The 24,738-nt window shown below is 56.5% G+C and carries 25 protein-coding genes; 13 read left to right on the plus strand and 12 right to left on the minus strand.

Features of this window, described 5'->3' with window-relative positions; translation table 11 throughout:
• Both AC0IXH_RS11820 and AC0IXH_RS11825 read right to left on the minus strand, forming a co-directional pair.
• On the minus strand, positions 1-510 hold the full coding sequence (locus tag AC0IXH_RS11820) for a phage regulatory CII family protein (RefSeq protein ID WP_471720479.1): 510 nt from the start codon (positions 508-510) through the stop codon (positions 1-3).
• Between the two features lie 12 nt (positions 511-522).
• Positions 523-777 (minus strand): MerR family transcriptional regulator, encoded by a 255-nt coding sequence (locus AC0IXH_RS11825; RefSeq protein ID WP_013201107.1) that lies wholly within the window; start codon positions 775-777, stop codon positions 523-525.
• A 95-nt stretch (positions 778-872) separates the two neighbouring features.
• Between AC0IXH_RS11825 and AC0IXH_RS11830 the strand changes: the two genes are divergently transcribed.
• From AC0IXH_RS11830 to AC0IXH_RS11855, 6 genes are all read left to right on the plus strand, one after another.
• Positions 873-1,469, plus strand: a complete 597-nt coding sequence (locus tag AC0IXH_RS11830; RefSeq protein WP_013201106.1) for a phage repressor protein CI — start codon at positions 873-875, stop codon at positions 1,467-1,469.
• 8 nt (positions 1,470-1,477) lie between these two features.
• Complete coding sequence (locus tag AC0IXH_RS11835; protein WP_471720480.1) at positions 1,478-2,518, plus strand: phage integrase; 1,041 nt, start codon at positions 1,478-1,480, stop codon at positions 2,516-2,518.
• Between the two features lie 115 nt (positions 2,519-2,633).
• Positions 2,634-3,407, plus strand: a complete 774-nt coding sequence (locus AC0IXH_RS11840; RefSeq protein WP_134823621.1) for an SDR family oxidoreductase — start codon at positions 2,634-2,636, stop codon at positions 3,405-3,407.
• Positions 3,408-3,484: 77 nt separating this feature from the next.
• Positions 3,485-4,342 (plus strand): co-chaperone YbbN, encoded by an 858-nt coding sequence (locus tag AC0IXH_RS11845; RefSeq protein ID WP_471720481.1) that lies wholly within the window; start codon positions 3,485-3,487, stop codon positions 4,340-4,342.
• Positions 4,343-4,439: 97 nt separating this feature from the next.
• Positions 4,440-5,357 carry an SPFH domain-containing protein gene (locus tag AC0IXH_RS11850; RefSeq protein WP_013201102.1) on the plus strand — a complete coding sequence of 306 codons (918 nt, stop codon included), beginning with the start codon at positions 4,440-4,442 and terminating at the stop codon, positions 5,355-5,357.
• Positions 5,354-5,821 (plus strand): NfeD family protein, encoded by a 468-nt coding sequence (locus AC0IXH_RS11855; RefSeq protein WP_105759596.1) that lies wholly within the window; start codon positions 5,354-5,356, stop codon positions 5,819-5,821. Before AC0IXH_RS11850 ends, AC0IXH_RS11855 begins: the two co-directional genes overlap by 4 nt.
• On the opposite strand, the gene AC0IXH_RS11860 is transcribed toward AC0IXH_RS11855, so the two are convergent.
• From AC0IXH_RS11860 to AC0IXH_RS11890, 7 genes are read right to left on the minus strand one after another with little or no spacing between them, the layout of a single operon-like run.
• Positions 5,790-6,983, minus strand: a complete 1,194-nt coding sequence (locus AC0IXH_RS11860) for an ABC transporter substrate-binding protein (protein WP_013201100.1) — start codon at positions 6,981-6,983, stop codon at positions 5,790-5,792. The genes AC0IXH_RS11855 and AC0IXH_RS11860 overlap by 32 nt on opposite strands.
• Positions 6,983-8,062 (minus strand): CobW family GTP-binding protein, encoded by a 1,080-nt coding sequence (locus AC0IXH_RS11865; protein WP_471720482.1) that lies wholly within the window; start codon positions 8,060-8,062, stop codon positions 6,983-6,985. The genes AC0IXH_RS11860 and AC0IXH_RS11865 overlap by 1 nt, the downstream gene beginning before the upstream one ends.
• Before the next feature lie 3 nt (positions 8,063-8,065).
• Positions 8,066-8,362, minus strand: a complete 297-nt coding sequence (locus AC0IXH_RS11870; RefSeq protein ID WP_013201098.1) for a hypothetical protein — start codon at positions 8,360-8,362, stop codon at positions 8,066-8,068.
• Between the two features lie 15 nt (positions 8,363-8,377).
• Entirely contained in the window at positions 8,378-9,124 is a 747-nt protein-coding gene (locus AC0IXH_RS11875) for an SDR family NAD(P)-dependent oxidoreductase (protein WP_013201097.1), read from the minus strand.
• A gap of 11 nt (positions 9,125-9,135) precedes the next feature.
• Entirely contained in the window at positions 9,136-9,909 is a 774-nt protein-coding gene (locus tag AC0IXH_RS11880) for an SDR family NAD(P)-dependent oxidoreductase (protein ID WP_013201096.1), read from the minus strand.
• Positions 9,910-9,912: 3 nt separating this feature from the next.
• Positions 9,913-11,295: an MFS transporter gene (locus tag AC0IXH_RS11885; protein ID WP_471720483.1), complete on the minus strand. Its 1,383-nt coding sequence runs from the start codon at positions 11,293-11,295 to the stop codon at positions 9,913-9,915.
• A gap of 30 nt (positions 11,296-11,325) precedes the next feature.
• Positions 11,326-12,207 carry a polysaccharide deacetylase family protein gene (locus AC0IXH_RS11890; protein ID WP_013201094.1) on the minus strand — a complete coding sequence of 294 codons (882 nt, stop codon included), beginning with the start codon at positions 12,205-12,207 and terminating at the stop codon, positions 11,326-11,328.
• A 381-nt stretch (positions 12,208-12,588) separates the two neighbouring features.
• Between AC0IXH_RS11890 and AC0IXH_RS11895 the strand changes: the two genes are divergently transcribed.
• Complete coding sequence (locus AC0IXH_RS11895) at positions 12,589-13,596, plus strand: GntR family transcriptional regulator (protein WP_013201093.1); 1,008 nt, start codon at positions 12,589-12,591, stop codon at positions 13,594-13,596.
• Positions 13,597-13,611: 15 nt separating this feature from the next.
• On the opposite strand, the gene cueR is transcribed toward AC0IXH_RS11895, so the two are convergent.
• The gene (cueR, locus tag AC0IXH_RS11900) at positions 13,612-14,022 is read right to left on the minus strand and encodes a Cu(I)-responsive transcriptional regulator (protein WP_013201092.1); all 411 of its coding nucleotides are present in this window, start codon (positions 14,020-14,022) and stop codon (positions 13,612-13,614) included.
• Between the two features lie 96 nt (positions 14,023-14,118).
• Here cueR and copA point away from each other — a divergent pair, with 96 nt between their 5' ends.
• The 3 genes from copA (at position 14,119) to ybaK (ending at position 18,249) form a co-directional block, all read left to right on the plus strand.
• Positions 14,119-16,704, plus strand: a complete 2,586-nt coding sequence (gene copA, locus AC0IXH_RS11905; RefSeq protein WP_471720484.1) for a copper-exporting P-type ATPase CopA — start codon at positions 14,119-14,121, stop codon at positions 16,702-16,704.
• 91 nt (positions 16,705-16,795) lie between these two features.
• A complete protein-coding gene (locus AC0IXH_RS11910) occupies positions 16,796-17,596 on the plus strand; it encodes a TraB/GumN family protein (protein ID WP_013201090.1) in 801 nt (266 codons plus the stop codon).
• A 173-nt stretch (positions 17,597-17,769) separates the two neighbouring features.
• Positions 17,770-18,249, plus strand: coding sequence for a Cys-tRNA(Pro)/Cys-tRNA(Cys) deacylase YbaK (gene ybaK / locus AC0IXH_RS11915; RefSeq protein WP_013201089.1), 480 nt, complete (start codon positions 17,770-17,772; stop codon positions 18,247-18,249).
• A gap of 7 nt (positions 18,250-18,256) precedes the next feature.
• On the opposite strand, the gene AC0IXH_RS11920 is transcribed toward ybaK, so the two are convergent.
• Positions 18,257-19,126 (minus strand): LysR family transcriptional regulator, encoded by an 870-nt coding sequence (locus AC0IXH_RS11920; RefSeq protein WP_471720485.1) that lies wholly within the window; start codon positions 19,124-19,126, stop codon positions 18,257-18,259.
• A gap of 88 nt (positions 19,127-19,214) precedes the next feature.
• Between AC0IXH_RS11920 and AC0IXH_RS11925 the strand changes: the two genes are divergently transcribed.
• Positions 19,215-19,646, plus strand: coding sequence for a multidrug/biocide efflux PACE transporter (locus AC0IXH_RS11925; protein ID WP_053141892.1), 432 nt, complete (start codon positions 19,215-19,217; stop codon positions 19,644-19,646).
• 51 nt (positions 19,647-19,697) lie between these two features.
• Here the strand turns inward: AC0IXH_RS11925 and ushA are convergent, their stop codons facing one another.
• Positions 19,698-21,401 carry a bifunctional UDP-sugar hydrolase/5'-nucleotidase UshA gene (gene ushA, locus AC0IXH_RS11930; protein ID WP_471721148.1) on the minus strand — a complete coding sequence of 568 codons (1,704 nt, stop codon included), beginning with the start codon at positions 21,399-21,401 and terminating at the stop codon, positions 19,698-19,700.
• Positions 21,402-21,624: 223 nt separating this feature from the next.
• Here ushA and AC0IXH_RS11935 point away from each other — a divergent pair, with 223 nt between their 5' ends.
• Both AC0IXH_RS11935 and ybaL read left to right on the plus strand, forming a co-directional pair.
• On the plus strand, positions 21,625-22,827 hold the full coding sequence (locus AC0IXH_RS11935) for an MFS transporter (protein ID WP_013201085.1): 1,203 nt from the start codon (positions 21,625-21,627) through the stop codon (positions 22,825-22,827).
• A 214-nt stretch (positions 22,828-23,041) separates the two neighbouring features.
• Positions 23,042-24,724, plus strand: a complete 1,683-nt coding sequence (gene ybaL, locus AC0IXH_RS11940) for a YbaL family putative K(+) efflux transporter (protein WP_013201084.1) — start codon at positions 23,042-23,044, stop codon at positions 24,722-24,724.
• The last annotated feature ends 14 nt before the right edge of the window (positions 24,725-24,738 follow it).

Here is a 24,738-nt window from a genome sequence, read left to right on the forward strand (position 1 = left end):
TCAACTCAGACCGATAGAAGCAGTGATACCACTTACCGCGTCTACGGTGGATGACAACGTGGGGTTACTGTGAATACGCGCTTGCACTGCAAGAGCTGCCAATGATAGATAACGGACGCCGGCATTAATGCTGGTCACAAGCGCACTTCTACCTCCAGCTGTCATTCGACCACCTGACACTGCATATGCTGCTAGCTGGCCAACCTCCGCCGTGGCTTTCAGTGCGTAGATATCCAGCTTGTCTGCCGTCATTTCATTAACCGGGACAGATGGCAGACAGTGCATCTGAGCCAATAGCGCATCAAGCAGGCTTGCATCCTCAGTAACATCTGTCAGCCGCATAAGATCCGCACAGGTCAGTTGGTGCTTTTGATCGGGGTTGAGTTTGTTACGCAACATCTGCACGTTCATGGTGGCTTCAACCGCTACATCTGCCAGGTTATGACGCTGCGCGAACGCCCGGCACGCATCGTCAAAATGCGGGTGTTTGGAAACCTGAAAATCAAACATTTCAAAAGTTCCCTATTGGGTACAGGATGGTTCACGGCCCACGATGATCTGGAAACGATTATGTCCCAGTGCCTGACGGGTTTGGCGCTCAATGTATTTGAGGTAATGGATAGTGTTTCTGCTGTTCTTATGGGACTTCTTGTCCTGAGAAAGGATCCCCTTCTCACACCAAGAGCGAACGGTACGAGGCTTCATACCGTGCAGTTCTGCGAACTCTTTGGTGGTAAGTTTCGCTTTTGGGATATAAATTGAAATCAAGGTCGCCATCGGGCATATTCTCCTGTTAGGTCGCATGTAGTTAACATCGCGTATCACCCAGTTCGCACCTGGGATACGAAAGACAATAGGATCACATTAATCAAATGTCAATAAAAACGTTCGCAGATGGGATACAGCTGACGCCAACAGAAGGTGGTAAAGAGGCAATTGAGAGGATTTGCGAGGCTTATGGGTTCGGTAAAAGACAACAGCTAGCCGATCACATGGGGGTCTCAAAGGGAGGCATGGGAAACCGTTGGATGAGGGATACATTTCCATACGACTGGATTATCGTGTGCGCCGCTGAAACTAAAGCCTCCTTATCCTGGTTAATGACTGGTAAAGGACCGATGTTCACCCCTCAAGAATCAGATCTAATTAGTGTCAATAATATCAAAATAGTAAATGGGCTTATTGAAGATGCAAAATTTTCATTGTTCGATACGTCATTCTTAAGAAGTGATATCAAAGAACCGGTTCAACTTATCGAACATCAGGCAAGATACATTTTAGAGAGTAAATTCAACGATATTACTGATGGCCTTTGGCTGGTTGAAATCGAAGGTACAAACAGCCTGAGAAAACTCTCACGCTTGCCTAATAAAAAATTAAGAGTTAGTGACGATGAAATTTCCTTTGAGTGCAACATCGATGATATCAAACCGATTGGTAAGGTTATCATGACTACCCTTTATTCTTAGGTTATCAAGTGTCTGTTAGAAAGCTTGATAGCGGTAAGTGGCTGTGTGAATGCTACCCTGCCGGACGTTCTGGACGCAGGGTTAGAAAGCAGTTCTCAACGAAAGGCGAGGCTGTTGCGTTCGAAAAGCACACTATGTCTGAGACTGACGCTAAGCCCTGGCTTGGCGAGAAAGATGATACCCGCCTCTTAAGTGAACTGATCCAACTGTGGTGGGAACTGCATGGCGTCACACTAGCTGACGGCAAAAACAAGAAATTACGCTTTCAAAATTTAAACAGAACTTGTGAAGCTCTTGGCGATCCCATCGCTGCTGACCTTACCCCTTTCGACATATCAGAATATCGAAGAAAGAGAATTAGCGGTGAGGTCTTTAGCAAAAAACGTAACCGGTTTAGATTACCGGCCGCGCTATCTACAATAAATATCGAATGCACATACCTCACTTCCGTATACAACACGTTAAAAAAACTTGGCCATATTAAATACCCCAATCCTATCGAGAACGTTCCGCCATTCAGGATTAAAGAAAAAGAGCTATCATTCCTGAACATTGCCGAGGTGAACGCGCTGCTCAAGGCTTGTGAGGCATATGACAATGCCGATTTGACGACTATCGTGAAGATTTGTCTGAGCACTGGCTGCAGATGGGGTGAAGCTTTGAACCTAAGAGGTTCTCAGGTCATCCCCTACAAAATCAATTTCGCTTATACCAAAAGCGGTAAGAATCGATCCGTACCAATCACTAAAGAGCTGTTTGGCGAGATCAATAAAAAGCAGGGAGCGCTTTTTAAAGATGTGACCAAGCGGTTCAATACCGTCCTTAAGATGGCTAATATTGAACTGCCTCATGGTCAGAAAACGCATGTTTTGCGTCATACGTTTGCTAGCCACTTCATGATGAACAGCGGAAATATTCTGGTGCTGAGACAAATTCTTGGCCACACAGACATCAAAATGACGATGATTTACGCTCACTTTTCGCCCGATCACTTAGAAGACGCAACGACGAAAAATCCGCTGGCCATGATTGATGTTACTGCGGATTAAATGGCGACAAAATGGCGGCAGAGAGTGTCAACTCATAGATACTGAAGGCATACATAAATTGGTTAAATCATTAATTAGTAATAATTTTTCATATTAATCAAGGATGTATTAAGTTATGCAAAAAATCATAGTAATAACCGGCTGTTCCAGCGGGATTGGCCTGGTCGCCGCCAACGATTTACTGCGTCGTGGCTATCACATTTATGCGGCCTGTCGTAAGCCGGCAGACGTGGCGCGGATGAATGAACTGGGGTTTACCGGCATTCAACTCGATCTGAACGACAGCGAGAGCGTTGAGCGCGCCGCCGCAGAAATCCTCACCCTCAGCGAAGGGCGCGTGTTCGGCCTGTTTAATAACGGCGGCTACGGCGTGTATGGCCCGCTGGAGTCGATTTCCCGTCAGCAGATGGAACAGCAGTTCGCCACCAATCTGTTTGGCACCCACCAGCTGACCACCCTACTTTTGCCGGCATTGCGCGCCAGTGGCCAGGCGCGGATTGTGAATACCAGTTCGGTTTTAGGGCTGATTTCCACACCCGGTCGCGGCACCTATGCCGCCAGTAAATATGCGCTGGAAGCCTGGTCCGATGCGCTGCGGATGGAGCTGCACGGCAGCGGCATTCGCGTCAGTCTGATTGAACCGGGTCCGATTAAAACCCGCTTTACCGATAATGTCAGCCAGGGGCAGTCAGACAAACCGGTGAGGAACCCTGGGATTGCTGCCCGTTTCACGCTGCCACCCGAAGCAATTTTGCCGAAGTTGCGCCATGCTTTAGAGAGTAAGCATCCGCGCCTGCGCTACCCGGTGACGGTTGTCGCCCATGGCATGAGCCTGTTGCGCCGTTTACTGCCCGGCTGGATGCTGGATCGCATTTTGCGCGGGAAATAGCCGGATCGCGACGATAAGCCTTGAAGCACCGCGCTGCGCCCCAATAAAGTAAGAAACCCGGATAAAGAGACAAATTCATGTCACAACAAGCTGCAATTGTTACGATTAACGAAACCAACCTGCAACAGACGCTAGAGCAGTCGATGCAGGTGCCGGTACTGTTTTACTTCTGGTCTGCCCGCAGCCAGCATTGCCAGGAGCTGTCACCGGTGCTGGAGCGCCTTGCGCAGGAGTATGCCGGTCAGTTTATCCTCGCCGAGCTGGATTGCGACGCCGAACCGGCAGTCGCGCAACAGTTTGGTCTGCGCTCTATTCCGACCGTTTATCTGTTCCAGAATGGCCAGCCGGTTGATGGCTTCCAGGGACCGCAGCCGGAAGAAGCGATCCGCGCGCTGTTGGAAAAAGTGCTGCCAAAGCCGGAAGAACTGAAGGCGCAGGAAGGCATGCAGTTAATGGATGAAGGCAAAGTGCTGGATGCCCTGCCGCTGCTGAAAGACGCCTGGCAGCTGAGTAATCAGAACAGTGAAATGGGCTTCTTGCTGGCAGAAGCGCTGATTGCCTTAAACCGCAGCGAAGAAGCTGAGCAGGTGCTGAGCGTCGTGCCGTTGCAGGACAAAGATACCCGTTATCAGGGATTGATGGCGCAGATCGACCTGCTGAAGCAGGCGGCCGATACGCCGGAGATCCAACAGCTGCAACAACAGCTGGAAGCGGAACCTGAAAATGCTGAGCTGGCGACCAAACTGGCGCTGCAACTGCATCAGGTGGGACGAAATGAAGAAGCGCTTGAGCTGCTGTTTACCCACCTGAAGAAAGATTTGGGCGCGGCCAATGGTCAGGCGCGCAAAATGCTGCAAGAGATCCTGGCCGCGCTGGGAACGGGCGATGCACTGGCGGCGAAATACCGCAGACAGCTCTACTCTTTGCTGTACTGATCCTCCCGGAACCGTTCAGCCTGCGGCACAGGCAGGCTGAATGATGACGGGGTTGGGCCGAATGAGTCGGCCCAGGTAACAACAATCCGGAGGTTATATGCTTACAGTCATTCCTGTCATTATTGTTCTGGCCCTCATTATTGTCTGGTCAGGCATTAAAATTGTCCCGCAGGGCTATCAGTGGACGGTGGAGCGCTTTGGCCGCTATACCAAAACCCTGCAGCCTGGCCTGAATCTTCTGGTGCCGTTTATGGATCGTGTCGGTCGCAAGATCAGCATGATGGAACAGGTGCTGGATATCCCCTCGCAGGAAATCATCTCTAAAGATAACGCCAGCGTCACCATTGATGCGGTCTGTTTTACCCAGGTGGTGGATGCGCCGCGTGCTGCCTATGAAGTGCGTAATCTTGAACTGGCGATCGTCAATCTGACCATGACCAATATGCGTACGGTACTGGGGTCAATGGATCTGGATGAGATGCTGTCGCAGCGCGATAACATTAATACCCGCCTGCTGCGCATTGTCGATGAAGCGACCAATCCGTGGGGCGTTAAAATCACCCGTATTGAAATCCGTGACGTGCGGCCGCCGGTTGAACTGATCGCCTCAATGAATGCGCAGATGAAAGCCGAACGTACCAAGCGCGCCGGTATTCTTGAAGCCGAAGGGGTGCGTCAGGCCGCGATCCTGCGGGCTGAAGGTGAGAAGCAATCACAAATTCTGAAAGCCGAAGGTGAACGCCAGTCGGCCTTCCTGCAGGCTGAAGCCCGCGAACGTAGCGCGGAAGCGGAAGCGATTGCCACCAAAATGGTTTCTGAAGCGATTGCCGCCGGCGACATTCAGGCCATCAACTACTTCGTTGCGCAGAAGTACACCGATGCGTTGCAAAAAATTGGTTCGTCCAACAGCAGCAAAATCGTGATGATGCCGCTGGAAGCCAGCAGCCTGATGGGTTCCATTGCGGGGATTGCCGAGTTGATGGGCGAGAGCAAAAAGGAACGGGGTGTGAAATGATCACCGAGCTGTTAGCGAACCCCTGGTGGCTGTGGCTGTCGGTCGGTGGCGTGCTGCTGGCGGCGGAAATGCTCGGTGCCAGCGGCTACCTGCTGTGGAGCGGTGTCGCAGCCCTGCTGGTCAGCCTGCTGGTGTGGCTGGTGCCGCTGCCATGGGAATGGCAGGGCGTCAGCTTTGCGCTGTTAACGGTGCTTTCGGCGCTGTGGTGGTATCGCTGGCTGAAAGGCAAAGATCGCCAGCAGCCGCCCTCTTCGCTTAATCAGCGCGGCATTCAGCTGATTGGCCGCGAACTGACGCTGGACGAAACGCTGGTCGATGGCTTTGGCCATGTGCGCATTGGCGATAGCGGCTGGCGTGTGCAGGCGGCTGAAAACTTCCCGGCGGGCACCCCGGTCACGGTGGTTGCCGTGGAAGGGGTCACGCTGAAAATCATCAGGCGCGCAGGAAGTCCTGCCAGCGTCTGACCAGATAGTTATGTTCATCCATCACTGAGTTCCAGACGCCAATATGGCTCATCCGCTGTTCGTAGCTGCCGCCATCGCGAACTTCGCCTTTGGCGATCAGCGGTTGGCCTGAGGCATCAGGCAACACGTCACTGGCCGGTTTTCCGCCATACCAGAAATCCCATTCCGCTTCCGACAAATGCTCGCGCGTACGTTGCGGATTGGAGATGTAATAGCCCTGACGGGCCATAATGGCGCCAGGCCAGCCCGACTGCCACCAGTTAAGGTAGGCGTAGGCCGCATCCTTGATTTTCCCCGTCGCGCAACGCGACAGAGACATGCCGCCGTACCAGGCGCGGTAACCTTCTTTTGGCGTCGCCAGTTTATAGCCGCTCTGACGGAAATGGTGCCGGAAATAGGTCGGAGCCCACAGGCTTTGCACGCCGACCTGCTGATTCTCAATCAGCGCACAGGCCTCATCCTGAGTAGACCAGAAGGCGGCGAAATGTCCCTGGCGCTGCAATCCCGCCAGCACGCCGGTCAGGCTATCAATCTCTTCCAGCGTCAGATTGCCGACGTTGCTGAATTCGCCCAGCCCGGCGCCCTGCACGGCCAGCACCGCATCCAGCGCGCCCATGGCCGCATCATCCTGCAATGCGGCCTGGCCCGAAAACGCCGGATGGAGTAACCAGCCCCAGCTCTCCTCTTCGCGGCTTAACGCGGCGGGTAGCCGGTCGGCATGGTACGCAAAACTGTCGGCATTGTGCGTCAACGGCAGCATGCTGATCAGCTCTGTCGGCTGGCCGCCAAGGCTGCCATCGTGCTGCACATACAGACGGTTGACCGGGACGCTGCCGTCGCCCAGCTTGCCGCCGGGGATCAAGGTGCCCTGCTTCGGCAGCGCGTTGATCTCATCCCAGTATTTCAGTCGGCTGATTTCCAGCGGCTGAATGGCGCGGGCTGGCCAGACAAAATCGATATTGTGGAACCACTGATCGTAAAGATCGTAGCTTTCAGGCTCCATTACCGCGATGCGCTGAGCATCTTCCACGCTGCGTAACAGGTAGACAATTTTGATGCCTAAATCCTGTTCGGCGCGCAGGCGAAGGCGCTCAAGCAGGGTGACCGATGTACCCAGTACGCGCAGAGTGATTTGATTGGTCGCCACGGCCGCGGAATTCATTACTTATCACCGATTAAAAAGGGCTGCTGAAAACGCAGAAAGGCGCTCTGCAACCGCGAGGCGCTAAGGCCCCGGAGAATAAATACCAGCTGGGAGCTTTCCAGCTCGCCCGGCCAGTCTGTCAGATGAACCGGCGGATGCAGGCTGTGCTGAACGCCGTGGATCACCACCGGCGTGCTGCTCTCCAGGACCCGTAAAATGCCTTTCATCCGCAGTATCGCACTGCCATGACAGTGTAATAGCATCGACAGCCAGACCGCAAAGGCCGCCCAGTTAAACTTCTCCGTCAGGGTGATAACGCAGGTTTCCGTTTGCGGATGATGGCTACCGAGGTGGGCGACAGCGGTAGCGTCGGCCTTGAGAGCGGCCGTTGCCGGGGCCGGATCGCTGCTGATAACGCCGATCTTTTCCGCCGCCAGATTGCCCAGCCAGCGAAAACGCTGCTGAGCGCTGCCCTCACTGATAGCGGCTTCGAACAGCGTATCAGCCTGATGCAGAAAGGTGGTGGTTTCAGCAATTTCGGCCAGCGGGTTGAGCTGCTGAAGATAGGCTTCCAGCTGATGCCGTTGCGCCGTGCTCACCCGATCGCCTTTACTCACCGCCAGCTTATCTGCCGCCGTAACCTGCGCCAGCCATTCCGGCTGGTTTTTTGCCTGCTGCCAGCCGTGCTCAGCATCGACCAGCGTCACCAGCACGCCCTGCGCAAAGTGATACTGCAGCTGACGATCGTGCAGCAAGGTAGAGAGGATTGGCGAGGGATCGGCCAGCCCGGTGGTTTCAAGGATCACCTTTTTAAACGGCGGCAGCTGTCCGCGCTCACGCCGTTCGCTCAGATCCAGCAGCGCCTGCTTCAGTTCTCCCCGCACCTGGCAGCAGACGCATCCGCTGGGCAGTAACACCGTATCCGGCGCAACTTCGCCCAACAGCAGATGATCGATGCCCACCTCACCAAACTCGTTAACCAGCAGCGCAACGTCTGCCAGCGCCTGTCCGCCCAGCCAGCTTTTGAGCAGCGTGGTTTTACCGCTGCCCAGGAAGCCACTCAGCACGTGAACCGGGATCTTCTGCCCATCCTGCATCTGCTACCTCGTCTGTTCCAGTGCATCCAGCCAGTCATCATCCAGCGGATCCAGCGGACGCTTTAACAGCGCTTCCGCTTCCTGCCAGATTTGCTCCAGGCTGTTAACTATCACCTGCTGCCCGGTCGGGCTGGCCAGCACCCAGCTAGTGTGAAAATCCGTCAGCTTCAGGCGGAAAGGGGCCAGCGCATGGTTTAACATCGCCATTTGCTGCAGCCGCAGCTGTCGGCGGGGCAAGGTATTTTGCAGCGGATCGCTCCACTGCGGACCGCTATCCAATAAACCACATACGCCACACATGTTGCGCTCCTTGTTTCAGGGCATCACGTCGCCGGAGTTCGGCCCAAGGGTCTGCCCGACAAACAGGTTGCCGCCGGGTTCACTTGCCAGCAGCAGCGCCACCGGTGCAATCTCCTCTGCCCGGCCAAAACGGCCTAAAGGCAGTTCGGCGGCTTTGGCTTTCTTCCACTCGCTGTTCAGACCCTCAATCAGCGGCGTTTCGATCGGGCCTGGCGCAATGGCATTCACCAGCACATTCTGCGCGGAAACTTCCAGCGCCAGCGATTTGGTAAAGCCAATCACACCCGCTTTGGCGGCAGCATAGTGGCAAAGCTCTGCTCCACCCTTGATGCCGAGCTGTGACGCCACGTTGATAATGCGACCCCATTTCTGCGCCAGCATCCATGGCAGCGCGCGTTGTGAAGCGAGAAATACGCTGCGAAGATCGACCGCCATCATCTCGTCCCACATCGCGAGGCTGATATCAGTGCAGCGCGCCTGGCTGAGCATCCCGGCGTTGTTGACCAAAATATCGATGCCGCCGAACTGTTCGACACAGGCATCAACCCCCGACTGCGCGCCCGCCACCTGGCCGACGTCCGCCACCACGCCGATGCAGTCAGCTCCCCGTTCACGGCAGGCCGCAACCGCGTTTTGCAGGTTATCCGCATGACGATCGGCCAGCACCAGTCGGGCGCCCTCGCGGGCGAACAGGCTGGCGATGGCCAGGCCAATTCCGCTGGCAGCACCGGTGATGACCGCTCTTTTCTGTTCCAGTTGCATCATTGCCTCCTTCATTCTGGCCAGCGAACCGTCAGACCGCCGTCAATAATCAGGCTTTGTCCGGTGAGATAGCTACTGGCATCGCTGGTCAGAAAACTGATCAGGTTAGCCACCTCATCAGCGCGGCCGGGACGCCCTAACGGGATCACCCGTGAGGCTTTTGCCAGCCCTTCTGGCCCCAGCGAGTTCTCTTTATCCAGCGACTGCGGTGTTTCAATAAGTCCTGGGATCACCGCGTTACAGCGCACGCCTTTTGGCGCAAGTTCCACTGCCATCGAGCGACAAATGCCGGGAATGCCGGCTTTAGCCGCCGCGTAATGGGCATGATCCTGCCAGCCATAGACGCCGCCGGCGATGGAGGACACCGCCACCAGACTGGCACCCTCACCAAGGTGCGGCGCCGTCGCGCGGAAGCAACGCATCACGCCGGTCAAATCGACATTCAGCATCTCATTCCAGCGATCGTCGCTCATCTCTGCAATCGGCGCGCGGCGCAGCACGCCCGCGTTGGCAACGACATAATCAATGCGGCCAAAATGGGCGATGGCTGCGGCGACAAACGCATTAACCGATTCCGTTTCCGCCACATCCAGCGGCAGCCAAAGCGCGTCGCCTCCCAGCGCCTCCACTTCTGCGGCGGCGCGTTTCGGGTCGTGTGGATCGGCGGGATAAAACCCGCCCACCACCTTCACGCCACGCTGGGCATAGTTTTTTGCCAGTGCCAGCCCGATGCCACTCGCTGCGCCGCTGATCAGCGCTACCGGGGTTGTTTGCGTTGTAGTCACAGTTCACTCCTGAATCTGAATAGTGCCGTTATGCGATGCGTTCTGCGCTGCAGCCGCTTTTTCCGGAACGTGGCGTGCCAGTAAAATGATCATTCCTGAGATAAAGCACGGCAGCGCGCCAAACCATAAGGCCGCTTCTTGCCAGTGGCCGCCGTTGCTGAGGATTGAGGTGGTGCCGACGCCAGCGATAATGGCGCCAACCGGCCCCATCGCACCAATCAGCGCACCTGCGGTGGCGCGAATAGCGGTGGGGAAGCTTTCACTGATAAAGAACAGCGCGGCAGCGTAAGGGCCAATCAGGAAGAACAGGCCAACGCTGTACAGCGCCACGATGATGGCAAAGTTATCCGGGCAGAACAGCATGCCGGCGAAGGCCACGCCGCCCAACATCCAGCCTACGGCGATGGTGTTGCGACGACCAAACCTATCGCCTAACCAGCCGTGCGCCAGATAGCCGCAGTAACCCACCAGGTTGGACATAATCAGGATCAGCAGCGAGTTATCGAAGGACACGGCATGCGTTTTGGTGATCACCGTGGTGCCGAGCACGCTGAAGATCTGTATCGCGAACCAGTTCAGCAACACCGCGCCGCCTAGCACCAGCGTTGCCCGCAAGGACGTGCCGCGAAACGCCGCCGCGAGGCCGGACTTCTGCTGCTCTTCGTACGGCATGTCATAGTCCTGCGCAACCTGACGCGCATCGGTTTCATTGCCGGCGGCCCGCAGCTGTTTGATATGCTGATGAACCTGGAACTGCGGTGTCTCTTTCAGTTTTAACGCCATCACCGCAATCACCAGAGACGGAACGGCCGCAAAGATAAAGCTGCCCTGCCAGCCGATAACCGGCATCAAAATCGCGGTGAGCGCCGACGCCACCAGCGCACCAACCGGCCAGCCGCCCTGCACCAGGCTGTAGATAAAGCCTTTACGCTTGTTCAGTTTCGGATCGTCAATCGCCGCATACAGCTCGGAAAGATAGGTGGCGTTAACCGTCTGCTCGGCATAACCAAGGCCAGCCACTGAACGAATGGCGGTGAGCGCACCTTTGCCCCACGCCCCGCCGATGGCGGTCAGCAGCGAACAGAGCGCGGCGCCACCGACGGTAATCACGATGCCCATTCGACGTCCCAGTCGATCCACCAGCGGACCAATCGCCAGCGCAATCACTGCGCCGCCCACCGCCACCCAGGTGGCAATTTCAGCCTGCTCCACTTCACTCCAGCCGAAGTGGCCGCCAATCGCCGGCAGCAAGGTGCCGAATAAAATGAAGTCATAGACCGCGAACACCCAGGCAAAAAAGGCAATCCAGGTAGCAAACTTCACATCTTTGATGCTCAGCTGCTGTGGAAGCCAGCCGTTAACAGAGGGACGTTTAAACAGGCTCATAGTGCGCTCACTCATTAAAAGGTAATGGGCTTAACCCTTGCGCGGATTGCGCTTCAGGTGGTCATCAGCGATTTCGTCGAAGGTGACAAAACGCACGCCTTCATGGCTTTGAATGTATTTAATCAGGCGCTCAAGCATCAGCAGCACCTGTGGGCGACCTGACACGTCCGGGTGAATGGTCATGGTGAACACCGCGAAGTCGTTTTCGCGATAGACCCAGTCAAACTGGTCACGCCACATCTCTTCCAGATGGCGCGGGTTAACGAAGCCATGGCTGTTAGGGGATTTTTTGATAAACATCATCGGCGGCAGATCGTCGAGGTACCAGTTGGCCGGGATCTCCACCAAATCGGTTTCCACGCCGCGCTCCAGCGGTTTCATCCAGCTGTCAGGGTGTTTGCTGTAATCAATCTTGGTCCAGCTGTCACCGACGCGAACGTAATAGGGATGGAAGTCGTTATGCATCAGGCTGTGGTCATACTTGATGCCTTTCTTCAGCAGCAGCTCGTTGGTGACGTTGCTGAATTCCCACCATGGCGCCACATAGCCGGTCGGGCGCTTGCCGGCCAGTTTGCTGACCAGCTCGATGCTGCGATCGAGAATGGCTTCTTCCTGCGCCGGGGTCATGGCGATCGGGTTTTCATGGCTGTAGCCGTGAATACCAATTTCATGGCCCGCGTCAGCCACGGCCTGCATCTGCTCCGGGAAGGTTTCGATTGAGTGGCCGGGAATAAACCACGTGGTTTTTAACTGATGTTCGGCAAACATCTTCAGCAGACGCGGCGCGCCCACTTCACCGGCGAACATGCCGCGTGAGATATCGTCGGGAGAATCTTCACCGCCGTACGATCCCAACCAGCCGGCAACGGCATCCACATCGACACCAAACGCACACAGGATTTCTTTGGCCATCTTTCACTCTCCTCATCGGGTCGACTCACAAGCCAGGCCTGAAGCCGCTCACTTTGTCGCCTATAAAATGGATATTAAAAACAAATGTACATTTTTAAAGTAGCAAAGAGGATGCCAGGTTTTGGTGATGCGCCTCGCAAATCGCGGAAAGGTAAAATTAAGCAATTGATTAATATTATAAAATAGTTGGATTAATCGCGTATCAGGCGCACGGTAAGCCGTTAAGGCGTCTCGGCGAGGCAGCCGGTGAATAATGACTGGTGTGCTAAACGATCCATTATTGTGCAGCCTGCACCATGGCGATGCGCACGGCTTCGCTCCCCTGAAACTGAGGGGATATGGCATAATGGCGGTCTGTTCAGCGGGAGAGTGGGATTAAGGATGGTTAACGACAGTGACAGTTTGAAGGTGGAGGCCAGAGCGCCCGCGCGCTATGAAACCATTCGTCAGGTACTTGAAGATGCCATCGCTTCCCGCAAGGTTCCCCATGGCCTGGTACTGGTTGAAGGCCCGCTGGCCCAGCTGTTTGGCACCAGCCGCGTGCCGGTCCGCCAGGCACTGAGTTTGCTGCACGATCAGGGCTTGATCACCCGCTTTGAGGGCCGTGGCTTTATCGTTGCCCGGCAGAATGAAGAGGTTGAACCCCTGCGTATCGCCCTGACGCGCAGCGTGCTGGGACTGGATCAGCAGCGGGAACTGGTTGATACCCGCAGCACCGGCGAAAAACTGCTGCAAAGTTTGCAGGAAGCGCTCTCCACCTGCATGGTTTTCGGCCACTACCAGCTGAATGAAGCCCAGGCTGCCGAGTTCTATAACGTCAGCCGCAACAGCATCCGCGAAAGCCTGATGCGCCTGCGCGACAAAGGGCTGGTGGAAAAAGAGCCCTATTCCCAGTGGCTGGCAGGCCCGTTAACCGCCAGAGAGATCACCGATCATTATGAGATCCGCGCCAGCCTGGAATCTGCCGCGCTGCGTAAAGCCGCACCGCATCTGCCGCAGCAACAGATCCTCGACAATCTGCAACGGCTGGATCAGGTTGAAGGCAAACGGGTCAGCTCCGCCGAGCTGGAACTGGTCGAGGACGATCTGCATCTGTTTTGCCTGGAGCCTGCCGGCAACCGCACGATGATGGAGATCCTGCGGCAGAGCCAGTCACCGTTGATCGTCACGCGGATTTTTTATGAGATGCTGGCGATCCCGATTGATGACGCGATCGTCAAAGAACACCGTCTGGTGTATGAGATGCTGCTGAAGGGAAGCTGGGATTTGGCGGCGATGGGGCTGCGGGAGCATCTGGAACGTTCGCAGATCCGCACATTACAGAAGCTCAAGGTGCTCTCTGTGTTACCGGTGCCTGAACTGCCGCCCTACCTGCTGCGTTTAAGCTGAGATTCTGGCGGACAATCAGCCGGCCTTTTTGCTGTGGCAGCAGCCGGCAAGATCGTTAATGATCGGGCAATCGGCACTGTCGTCGCCAGGGCAGCTTGCCGCCAGCGCCAGCAAGCGTTCACGCATTCTGGTCAGTTCCTCAATATGCGACTCAATTTCCGCCACTTTGACCAGCGTTCTAGCCTTCACATCCGCGCTATGCCGCTGCGGATTATTGAACAGCGTCACCATCTCGCCGCACTCTTCCAGATTGAAACCCACCTGCCGGGCCTGGCGCAGTAGGGTCAGTTCTTCCAGGTGCTTCGCCGTGTAGCTGCGGTAGCCGTTTTCGCTGCGCAAGGGCGCGGTAACCAGACCTTTCTCTTCGTAAAATCGAATCGCTTTGCTGGTCAGCCCGGTTTTTTTCGCCACATCGCTGATATTCATCTTCTCTCCTTGACCTTCCCCTTGATGGAAGGTTTAACCTTCATTACTACTGTAAAACCCCATTGGGGTCAAACCGGATAACCAGGAGCTTACACCATGTCACAGACCACGTTATTGGCGCTGGATGGCTTAACCTGCGGCCACTGCGTAAAACGAGTCAAAGAGGCGCTGGAGCAACGTGCCGACGTTGAACAGGCCGACGTGTCGATCGCTGAAGCGCGTATCAGCGGCAGCGCTGACGCCAGCGAACTGATCGCCACCGTTGAACAGGCCGGGTATCACGCCAGCCTGGCGCAGGACGACAGCTTCCCAAAGGCTGAACCGCTGACAGCATCAGACACCCAGCCGGAAGCGCTGACAGCGGACTCCCACCAGCTTCCGGCGCCACAGGCCTCTTCAGCTGAAGCGGCTCCGCTCGCTCAGCCCATCGCCCACGCTGAGCCGCTGACGGCATCAACTCCACCTGCAGCGAGTTTTCACCTGCTGATTGATGGCATGAGCTGTGCCAGCTGCGTCAGTCGGGTGCAGAACGCGCTGCAACAGGTGAGCGGCGTCAGCCAGGCGCGGGTCAACCTTGCCGAGCGCAGTGCGCTGGTGATGGGTGATGCCGCCGCTGAGTCGCTGATCGATGCGGTGAAAAATGCCGGTTATACGGCAGAAATTATTGAAGATGACGTCGAACGGCGGGAAAAACAGCAGCAGACTGCCCGCCAGGCCGTTCGCCGTTTCCGCTGGCAGGCCGCGCTTGCCCTGACGCTGGGCATTCCGCTGATGCTGTGGGGAATGGTCGGCGACAATATGATGCTGACCGACAGTAACCGCAGTGGCTGGCTGGCCGTTGGCCTCGCCACCCTGCTGGTGATGGTGCTGGCAGGCGGCCATTTCTATCGCAGCGCCTGGCGCAGCCTGCTAAAAGGCACCGCGACCATGGATACGCTGGTCGCGTTGGGAACCGCAGCCGCCTGGCTCTATTCCATTACCGTGAACCTGTGGCCGGACTTTTTCCCGCCTCAGGCGCGCCATCTCTATTACGAAGCCAGCGCGATGATTATCGGCCTGATTAACCTCGGCCATATGCTGGAGCAACGTGCCCGGCAACGCTCCTCAAAAGCACTGGAGAAATTGCTCGATCTGACGCCGCCTACCGCGCGCGTGGTGACGGAAGACGGTGAAACAGTGCTGCCACTCAGTGACGTTCAGCCAGGCATGATGCTGCGTCTGACCACCGGCGATCGCGTCCCGGTTGATGGCACGCTCAGCCAGGGTGAAGCCTGGCTGGATGAAGCGATGCTGACCGGCGAAGCGATGCCGCAGCAGAAGGTGGCGGGTGACGAGATCCACGCGGGCACGCTGATGCAGGATGGCAGCGTGCTGTTCACCGCCAGCGCCGTCGGCAAAAACACCACCCTCGCAAGAATTATTCACAGCGTGCGCCAGGCACAAAGCAGCAAGCCGGAGATCGGTAAGCTGGCTGACCGCATTTCCGCGGTCTTTGTCCCGGCGGTGGTGGCTATAGCCCTGATCAGCGCCGCCATCTGGTACGTTGTTGGCCCGGCACCGCAGGTGGTGTACACGCTGGTGATTGCCACCACCGTGCTGATTATCGCCTGCCCTTGTGCGCTGGGTCTGGCCACGCCGATGTCGATCATTGCTGGCGTCGGGCGTGCCGCCGAATTTGGCGTGCTGGTGCGGGATGCCGATGCACTGCAACGCGCCAGCACCCTTTCCACTCTGGTGTTTGATAAAACCGGCACCCTGACCGAAGGGACACCGCGCGTGGTCGACATCATGCTGTTTAATGGTGCCGATGAGCAGCAGGCGATCGGCTGGGCCGCCGCACTGGAACAGGGTTCTTCCCATCCGCTGGCCCGCGCGTTGCAGGAAAAAGCCGACGGGCAAACGCTGCCGACCGTTGAGCACTTCCGCACCCATGCCGGTAAAGGCGTCAGCGGTAAGGTCAGCGGCATTGAACTGTGGCTGGGCAACCGTGCACTGATGGATCAGCAGCAGATCGACAGCGAAAGCCTGAACGATCGGATCGATCGGCAAGCCGCCAAAGGCATTACGCCCGTGCTGCTGGCCGCCGATGGCAGAATTGTCGCGTTATTCTCAGTGCGCGATCCGCTGCGCAAAGAGAGTGTATCGGCGTTGAAACGCCTGCGTGAGGGTGGCTATCAGCTGGTGATGCTGACCGGCGATAACGAAATTACTGCCCAGGCCATCGCCAGAGAAGCCGGTATGGACCGGGTGATCGCCGGGGTGTTGCCGGAAGGCAAAGCTGAGGCGATTCGCGCGCTGCAACAGCAGGGGCAGATTGTGGCGATGATTGGGGATGGCATCAACGATGCGCCCGCCCTGGCCCAGGCCGATGTCGGCATTGCGATGGGCAGCGGCAGCGATGTGGCGATTGAAACGGCCGGCATCACCCTGATGCGCCACGATCTGAATGCGGTAGTCGATGCGCTGGCCATCGCCAAAGCCACCTTACGCAATATGAAGCAGAATTTACTGGGCGCCTTTGTCTATAACGCCCTCGGTATCCCGATTGCCGCCGGCGTGCTTTATCCGTTGACCGGCACCCTGCTCAGCCCGGTGGTCGCGGGTGCCGCAATGGCGCTGTCTTCCATTACCGTGGTCAGCAACGCCAACCGACTGATCCGCTACCAGCCACCGGCGGAATAACGGATTTATCGCACGTCGGATCCGCCGTTTTTACCTGTTACTCAGCCAGTTAAAGCGTTAGCATGGCTGGCTAACTGACAAGGCGGAAAGTATGGGAAAACTATTGCGTAAGGCGGCATCTCTCTGGCGATTACTGTCGCCAGTGCGCTACGCCTACCCGGCACAGGATGTCACCACAGATCACAGTCAGCTGCATCTGGTCGGCAGTATTCATATGGGCACCCAGAATATGATGCCGCTGCCAGCGACCCTGCAGGCACAGCTTGAGCGGGCGGATGCGCTGATCGTTGAGGCGGATATCACCGGCAGCGCGTCCCCCTTTAGTGAAAGCGAAACCTGCCCACCGCTGGCAGAACGCCTGACGTCAGAGGAACTGACCCGGCTGCATCGCCTGTGTGACGAAGTGGCGATCAGCCCCGAAGCGATCGACACGCTGCCCGCCTGGCAGGTTGCGCTGATGCTTCAGGCGCAGCAGGCCCAGCGTCTGGGACTGCGGGCGGATTACGGTATCGACTTCCAGCTGCTGAAAGCGGCCCGCGCCTTACAAAAGCCGGTGATTGAACTGGAAGGCCCGGAAACGCAGCTGGCGCTGCTCAGAGCCCTGCCGGATAACGGCCTGACGCTGCTGCAGGACACACTGATCCACTGGCATACCAACGCGCGCCTGCTGCAAACCATGATTAGCTGGTGGCTGGAAAGCCCGCCGGGCCAGAAACAGACCGCGCTGCCGAGTACCTTTAACAGCGCGCTGAATGATGTGCTGATGCTGCAAAGGAATCAGCGCTGGGTACAAACGTTACGGGATTTGCCGCAAGGCAGGTATGTGGTGGCGGTGGGCGCACTGCACCTTTATGGCGAGGGCAATCTGCCCGATCTGCTGAAAAACAGATAAAAAAAAGGCCAATATTGCTATCGGCCCGTCAAAGAGGAATTTTTTTATGATTTTAGTTATCCGGTAGCAATCAGGTTGCCAGCGGGGGGCCGATTGTCGCTCAAAGCCTGAAATTTCGCCACTATTATTGTAGATATTGGGTCCAGCCAGACGCTTACAGAAGGACGTGAAGTATGACACCGGCAGTAAAACTTCTCGAAAAACAAAAGGTCAGCTTTCAGCTGCATGCCTACGAACATGACAGCAACGATACCCATTTTGGTGATGAGGCCGTACGTAAACTCAATCAAAATGCCGAACAGGTGTATAAAACCCTGCTGGTGTCGCTGAACGGCGATGGCAAAACGCTGGCGGTGGCCGTTACGCCGGTTGCCAGCCAGCTGGATTTGAAAAACGTGGCGAAAGCGCTGGGTGCGAAAAAGGTCGAGATGGCCGATCCACAGATTGCGCAGCGTACCACCGGTTATCTGCTGGGCGGGATCAGCCCGCTGGGGCAAAAGAAGCGGCTGCCAACGGTGATCGACAGCCTGGCGCAGCAGTTCCCGACCATTTTTGTTTCCGGCGGCAAGCGTGGGCTGGAAATTGAGCTCTCACCGCAGGATTTAGCCCAGCTGCTGAGCGCCACCTTCGCCGATATCGCCCGGCGCGACTGATCGCCGGTCAGTCCGCCGTCTGGGCCAGCAGCTGGTCAATCATCCATTGGCCTGCCGGTCCGGGCGGCGAACGCCGCGACCAGGCGACATCCACCGAAATTTTTTGCGGCCAGCCGGTGACCGGCAACTCGCTTAACACCTGATGACCAAACTGCTCCACCAGCCAGCGCGGCAAAATACTCCAGCCAAATCCCTGCTCAGCCATCTCCAGCAGCAACAGGTATGACGGTGCCGACCAAATCCCCTTCCCACCCTGATAACGCTCATTCTCCACCCAGGTATTCAGACAGAGTTGACGCAGGGTTTTCAGCTCGGCTTCGGTGACCTTCGCTTTACTGGCCAACGGATGATCCTGATGCAGATAGATCGCCATCTGCGCTTCAACCTGCAGCCGCGAGGTGGCGATCTCTTCCGGGTAATCGGGCTGAACGCGGATCACGCCAATATGCGCCCGACCGGCCTGCAGCAGATCGATCACGTCGGCATCTTCGGCAATCATGCACTCAAATTCGATGTCGGGATAACGCGCATCCAGCCGTTTCAGCAGCGACTCGTGATAATCCGCCTGCCAGAAGTCCGAGATCGCCAGACTGAGGCACGGTTCCACCTCGCCTGCCAGCCTCACCGCCAGCTCATCCAACTGCGCGCTGGCGTTAAGGATCTCCCTGACCTGCGCCAGCGCCCGTCGGCCATTTTCAGTCAGCACCGGCGAACGGGCATCACGGCTGAACAGGGAAAATCCCAGATCGGTTTCCAGATTAGCTACGCCAGTACTGATGGTGGACTGGCTTTTGCGCAGCGCCCTCGCGGCGGCAGAAAACGAACCGCTTTCGACGGTCTGCACAAAAGCTTGCAACGATTCCGGTGAATAACGCATTGAAGTATCGCTTTTCTAGATAGGTAGTCATTTTATCTTAGCAAAGAAAACGGGGAAAATAGCGTCCGGTAACAACTAAGGAGCATTTATGCGTACCAGAACACTGAAAGAACGTTTTTATCATGCCGCAGGCTTTGAGGTGCTGGCGATCCTGCTGGTGTCCCCTCTTGCCGCCTGGATCATGGAGAAGCCGCTGTTTCAGATGGGTGCGTTAGCCATCATGCTGTCTACCGTGGCGATGGGCTGGAACATCATTTATAACGCCGGTTTTGACCGACTGGTGCCGCCAACGGTGAAACGCGGGCTGCTGCTGCGCGTCCTTCATGCGTTAGGCTTTGAGGGTGGCTTTATCGGTATTGGTTTGCCGATTGCAGCCTGGATGTTGGGGATTGGTCTCTGGCAGGCGTTTCTGCTGGAAGTCTCCTTCTTCCTGTTCTTCCTGCCGTACACCGTGGCCTATAACTGGGTTTACGACACCCTGCGCGCCAGGTTGATCCAGCGCAGACAGTGCCAGGTTTAACCGGCAACGTAAAAAAACGGCACCGCCAGTTGGGGTGCCGTTTTTTTTCGTCTAGCGCTGGGCGGTCTGGATTTTAAATAATTTCCACACCTTCGGCAGCAGCGGCTCGTCCTGCTCCGCCGGATCTTTTTTCTCTACCGGCGCCTCTTTCTGGTAGACGATTTCGCCTTTTGGCGCGAACGCCTCCGCGTTCAGCGGCGAGTGATTCTGGATGTACTGCTTCAGCACTTCGGCATCGACAAATCCGGTATTCACATAGCCAGGCAGCTGATTGACCGGTGGATAACCATCGCCTCCGGTGGCGTTGAAGCTCAGCGTGGCCATGCGGTAGATTTTATCCGCCTGCAGCGGTTCGCCGTTGATTTTAATCTCGCTGACGCCGGTGCCATAAGCCACCAGGCTGACGTTGGCGAACTGCGCGTAGGCCCCGGAATCCACCTGCTTATTGGCCACCACCGCCAGATACTTCTCAACGTCGCTGCCTTTCATCTCCACATAGGTCAGCGTATTGCCAAATGGCTGCACCTTCAGCACGTCTTTATAGGTAATGGTGCCGGACTCGATTGAATCACGCACGCCACCGCCGCTCATCACCGCAAAGTCGGCTTTGGTGCGTTCCATCTGAGACGCCAGGATCAGGCGGGAAAGGTTGGTCTGCACAAATCGTACCTTGCTGCGGTCGCCTTCAAGATGGCCGTTAACGCTGCCGATTTTTACCCCCAGCTGCGCTTCGCCTTTTTTCTGGAACGGCGTCAGTAACTTCATCATCGCCGGGTTTTTCGCGATTTCCTGGGTGTAGTTAATCCAGCTGACGCTGCCGTCGGCGTTGGTCACCTTGTGGCGCAGGTTGATTGGCACCAGTTCGTAATTTTCTAAGGTCAGTTTGCCATTGAGGAAAGTGAAGTCGGCACGGCCAATGTATTTGCCCCACTCATGCGCCTGCACAATCCAGGTGCCGTTTTGCTGGTCCGGCGTGCACGGCGTTCCCGGCACGTAATCCTTCTGGCTGACGTTCTCTTTCGCCATGCAGACCGGATCCTGCGAGTGGCCGCCGACAATCATATTCAGATAGCCTGCCGGCAATTCACGCGCCATTTCCACATCGCCCGGCGCATTGGAACCGTGGTTACCGTTGTCGTAATGGCCCATATGCGTGGCGGCGATAATCACATCCGGCTTCTCTTTCTTCCTCAGCGCTTCCACCACTTCTTTCGCTTCAGTGACGGGCTTGCGGAATTCCATGTCGGTGAAGTATTCCGGGTTACCAATTTTCGCGGTGTCGTCGGTTGTCAGACCAATCACGGCAATTTTCAGGCCCATACGGTTAAATAACGCGTAAGGTTGAAACAGGCGTTTGCCGGTGCTTTTCTGATAGATATTGGCCGAGAGCAGCGGGAATTTGGCCCATTTCTGCTGCTGACGCAGCACCGACAGCGGATTATCGAATTCATGATTGCCAATCGCCATCGCGTCATAGCCCACCAGATTCATGCCGCGGAAATCCGGCTCCGCATCCTGCAGGTCGGATTCCGGCACGCCGGTATTGATATCGCCGCCAGAGAGGATCAGCACCTGGCCGCCGTGGGCCTGAACGTCATAACGAATTTCATCCATCATGGTTTTCTGCGCGGCCAGGCCATATTCATCGTGCTCGTTCTGCCAGAAGTGTCCATGGTGGTCGTTGGTGTGCAGCACGGTGAATTTATACACCCGATCCTTCACATAGGCCTGGGCCACCAGCGGCAGGCTTAGCATCAGTAACGTCAGGGCTGGCACCAGCCTTTTATTCAATGAAAGCACAACGAATCTCCTTGTTATGAATGGGTCGCGCGGTATCGCGTAAACTGGATGTCAAAAATTAACGGCGGTTTTGTCATTTATTTGTGACTATTTATCGATTATGCCGCAGGATAACTGAGCGGGATAATAATTAGCCTTCTTACTGCTCCTCCAACCCTTCGAACGAACAGGTTTTCTCATGGCCAGCGAACAAATACTGTCTTCTGCTTCTTCTGCCCCAGCCAGGACGTCATTTGGCATTCTTGGCGCCATCAGCGTGGCCCATCTGCTGAACGATATGATCCAGTCACTGATTCTGGCGATCTATCCGCTACTGCAAACGGAGTTTACCCTCAGCTTTGTGCAGGTGGGCCTGATCACCCTGACCTTTCAGGTCACCGCCTCGCTGCTGCAGCCGGTGATCGGTTACTACACCGATAAACATCCGCAGCCGTGGTCGCTGCCGATCGGCATGGGATTCACGCTGGGCGGCCTGATCCTGCTGGCGCTGGCAACGAACTTCCCCACCATTCTTCTGGCGGCGGCGCTGGTCGGTACCGGCTCTTCGGTGTTTCATCCCGAATCGTCCCGCGTGGCGCGTATGGCGTCCGGTGGGCGACATGGCCTGGCACAGTCCCTGTTCCAGGTGGGCGGAAACTTCGGCAGTTCCCTTGGCCCGCTGCTGGCTGCGCTGATCATCGCCCCCTACGGCCGCGGTAACGTCGCCTGGTTTACCCTCGCCGCGCTGCTGGCGATCGTCGTGCTGCTGCAAATCAGCCGCTGGTATCAGGCTCAGCATCGGGTGGCAAAAAGCAAGGCGATGCCGACAGAGGTGACAACCTTACCACGCAAAAAAGTGGCCTTCGCTATCTCAATACTGCTGGTGCTGATCTTCTCAAAATATTTCTATCTGACCAGCCTCAGCAGCTATTACACCTTCTACCTGATGCAGAAGTTTGGCCTGACGGTTCAGAGTGCCCAGTTCCACCTGTTTGCCTTTTTATTCGCGGTCGCCGCCGGGACGGTGATCGGCGGGCCCATCGGTGACAAGGTGGGCCGTAAGCGGGTGATCTGGGTATCGATCCTCGGCGTGGCCCCGTTTACCCTGCTGCTGCCGCATGTGTCGTTGTGGTGGACCGGCGTGCTGTCGGCCATTATCGGCTTTGTGCTCGCCTCCGCCTTCTCGGCCATTCTGGTCTACGCCCAGGAACTGATGCCGGGCCGGATTGGCATGGTTTCCGGCCTGTTCTTCGGCTTCGCTTTCGGCATGGGCGGCCTGGGCGCGGCGGTGCTGGGCGTGGTTGCCGATCACAGCAGCATTAATACTGTCTATCAAATCTGTGCTTACCTGCCACTTCTCGGTATTCTGACCATATTCCTGCCTGATAACCGGGCTAAATAACCCTTCCCGGCGCAGATAATTGCGATCTGCGCCGCTTAATTTCTGCCAAAAATCAAGCTTCCACCCCGATAACTCACAGAAATCACACTTCTGTGCGATTCCGGCTAAGGAATTGCAGTTTATTGCCGTTATAACCCTTTATATCAAGCAGTGTGATCAATTATGTTATACGCTTAATATTACAACCGGACACATTTTCACACAGGAGAGAGGCATGCACCACACCACACCGCTTATCACCACCATTGTGGGAGGCCTCGTTCTCGCCTTCCTCTTTGGTATGCTGGCAAATCGCCTGCGAATTTCTCCTCTGGTTGGCTATCTGTTAGCGGGTGTGCTGGCCGGTCCTTTCACCCCTGGCTTTGTTGCCGATACCAACCTGGCACCGGAACTGGCGGAACTGGGTGTGATCCTGCTGATGTTCGGCGTCGGCCTGCATTTCTCGATGAAGGATTTGATGGCGGTAAAGGCCATCGCCATTCCCGGCGCAATCGCGCAGATTGCCGTGGCGACACTGCTGGGAATGGGGCTTTCATGGGCGATGGGCTGGCCGTGGTTAACCGGCCTGGTGTTCGGTCTGTGTCTTTCAACGGCCAGTACCGTGGTATTGCTGCGTGCGTTGGAAGAGCGTCAGTTAATTGACAGCCAGCGGGGGCAAATCGCTATCGGCTGGTTGATTGTGGAAGATTTAGTGATGGTGCTGGCGCTGGTGCTGCTGCCCGCCATTGCCGGTATGTTCGAAGAAGGCAACGCCAGCATCAGCATGGTGTTGTATGACCTGCTGATCACCATCGGCAAAGTCGTGGCCTTTATGGTGCTGATGATGGTGGTGGGTCGCCGCGTGGTGCCGTGGATCCTCGCCCGCAGCGCGGCAACCGGTTCCCGCGAACTGTTTACCCTCGCCGTCCTCGCCCTGGCGCTGGGCATTGCCCTCGGTGCGGTGGAATTTTTCGATGTCTCCTTTGCCCTTGGCGCCTTCTTCGCAGGCATGGTGCTGAACGAGTCGGAACTCAGCCACCGTGCGGCCCATGATACCCTGCCATTACGTGATGCCTTTGCGGTGCTGTTCTTTGTCTCTGTCGGCATGCTTTTCGACCCGATGATCCTGCTGAAAGAGCCGCTGGCGGTGATTGGCGTGTTGGCGATTATCGTGCTCGGTAAATCGCTGGCGGCGTTGGTGCTGGTCAGGATGTTTGGCCACTCACGCCGCACGGCCTTAACCATTTCCGTCAGCCTTGCGCAGATTGGTGAGTTCGCCTTTATCCTTGCCGGACTCGGGATCTCCCTTAACCTGTTAACCGGCGAAGGACGCAATCTGGTGCTGGCAGGGGCGATCCTGTCGATTATGCTCAACCCGATCCTGTTTACCCTGTTGCAGAGTTACCTGAATAAAACCGAGACGCTGGACGATCAGGTGATCGAAGAAGCCATTGAGGAAGAGAAGCAGATCCCGGTCGATCTCTGTAATCACGCCATTGTGGTAGGTTTTGGTCGCGTCGGCAGTCTGTTGGGGAAAAAGCTGATCGAGGAAGGCGTGCCGATCGTGGTGGTCGAGAACAGCCGTCCGCGCGTTGAGGCTTTGAGAGAACAAGGGATCAGCGCGGTGTTGGGCAATGCGGCCCGCGTCGACACCATGGAATTAGCGCGGCTGGACTGCGCACGCTGGCTGCTACTGACCATTCCCAATGGCTATGAAGCGGGCGAGATTGTCACCGCCGCACGCGAGAAACGGCCTAATATCGAGATTATTGCCCGCGCCCATCATGATGATGAAGTGAGCTATATCATTGAGCGTGGTGCCGATCAGGTGGTGATGGGAGAGCGCGAGATTGCCAGCAGTATGCATACGCTGATGCACACCAGTCTGAGTGAATTGCCACGAGAGTGTCCGATCTGACTGGCCTTCCCCGC

Source organism: Erwinia sp. AC075, from assembly GCF_979253995.1.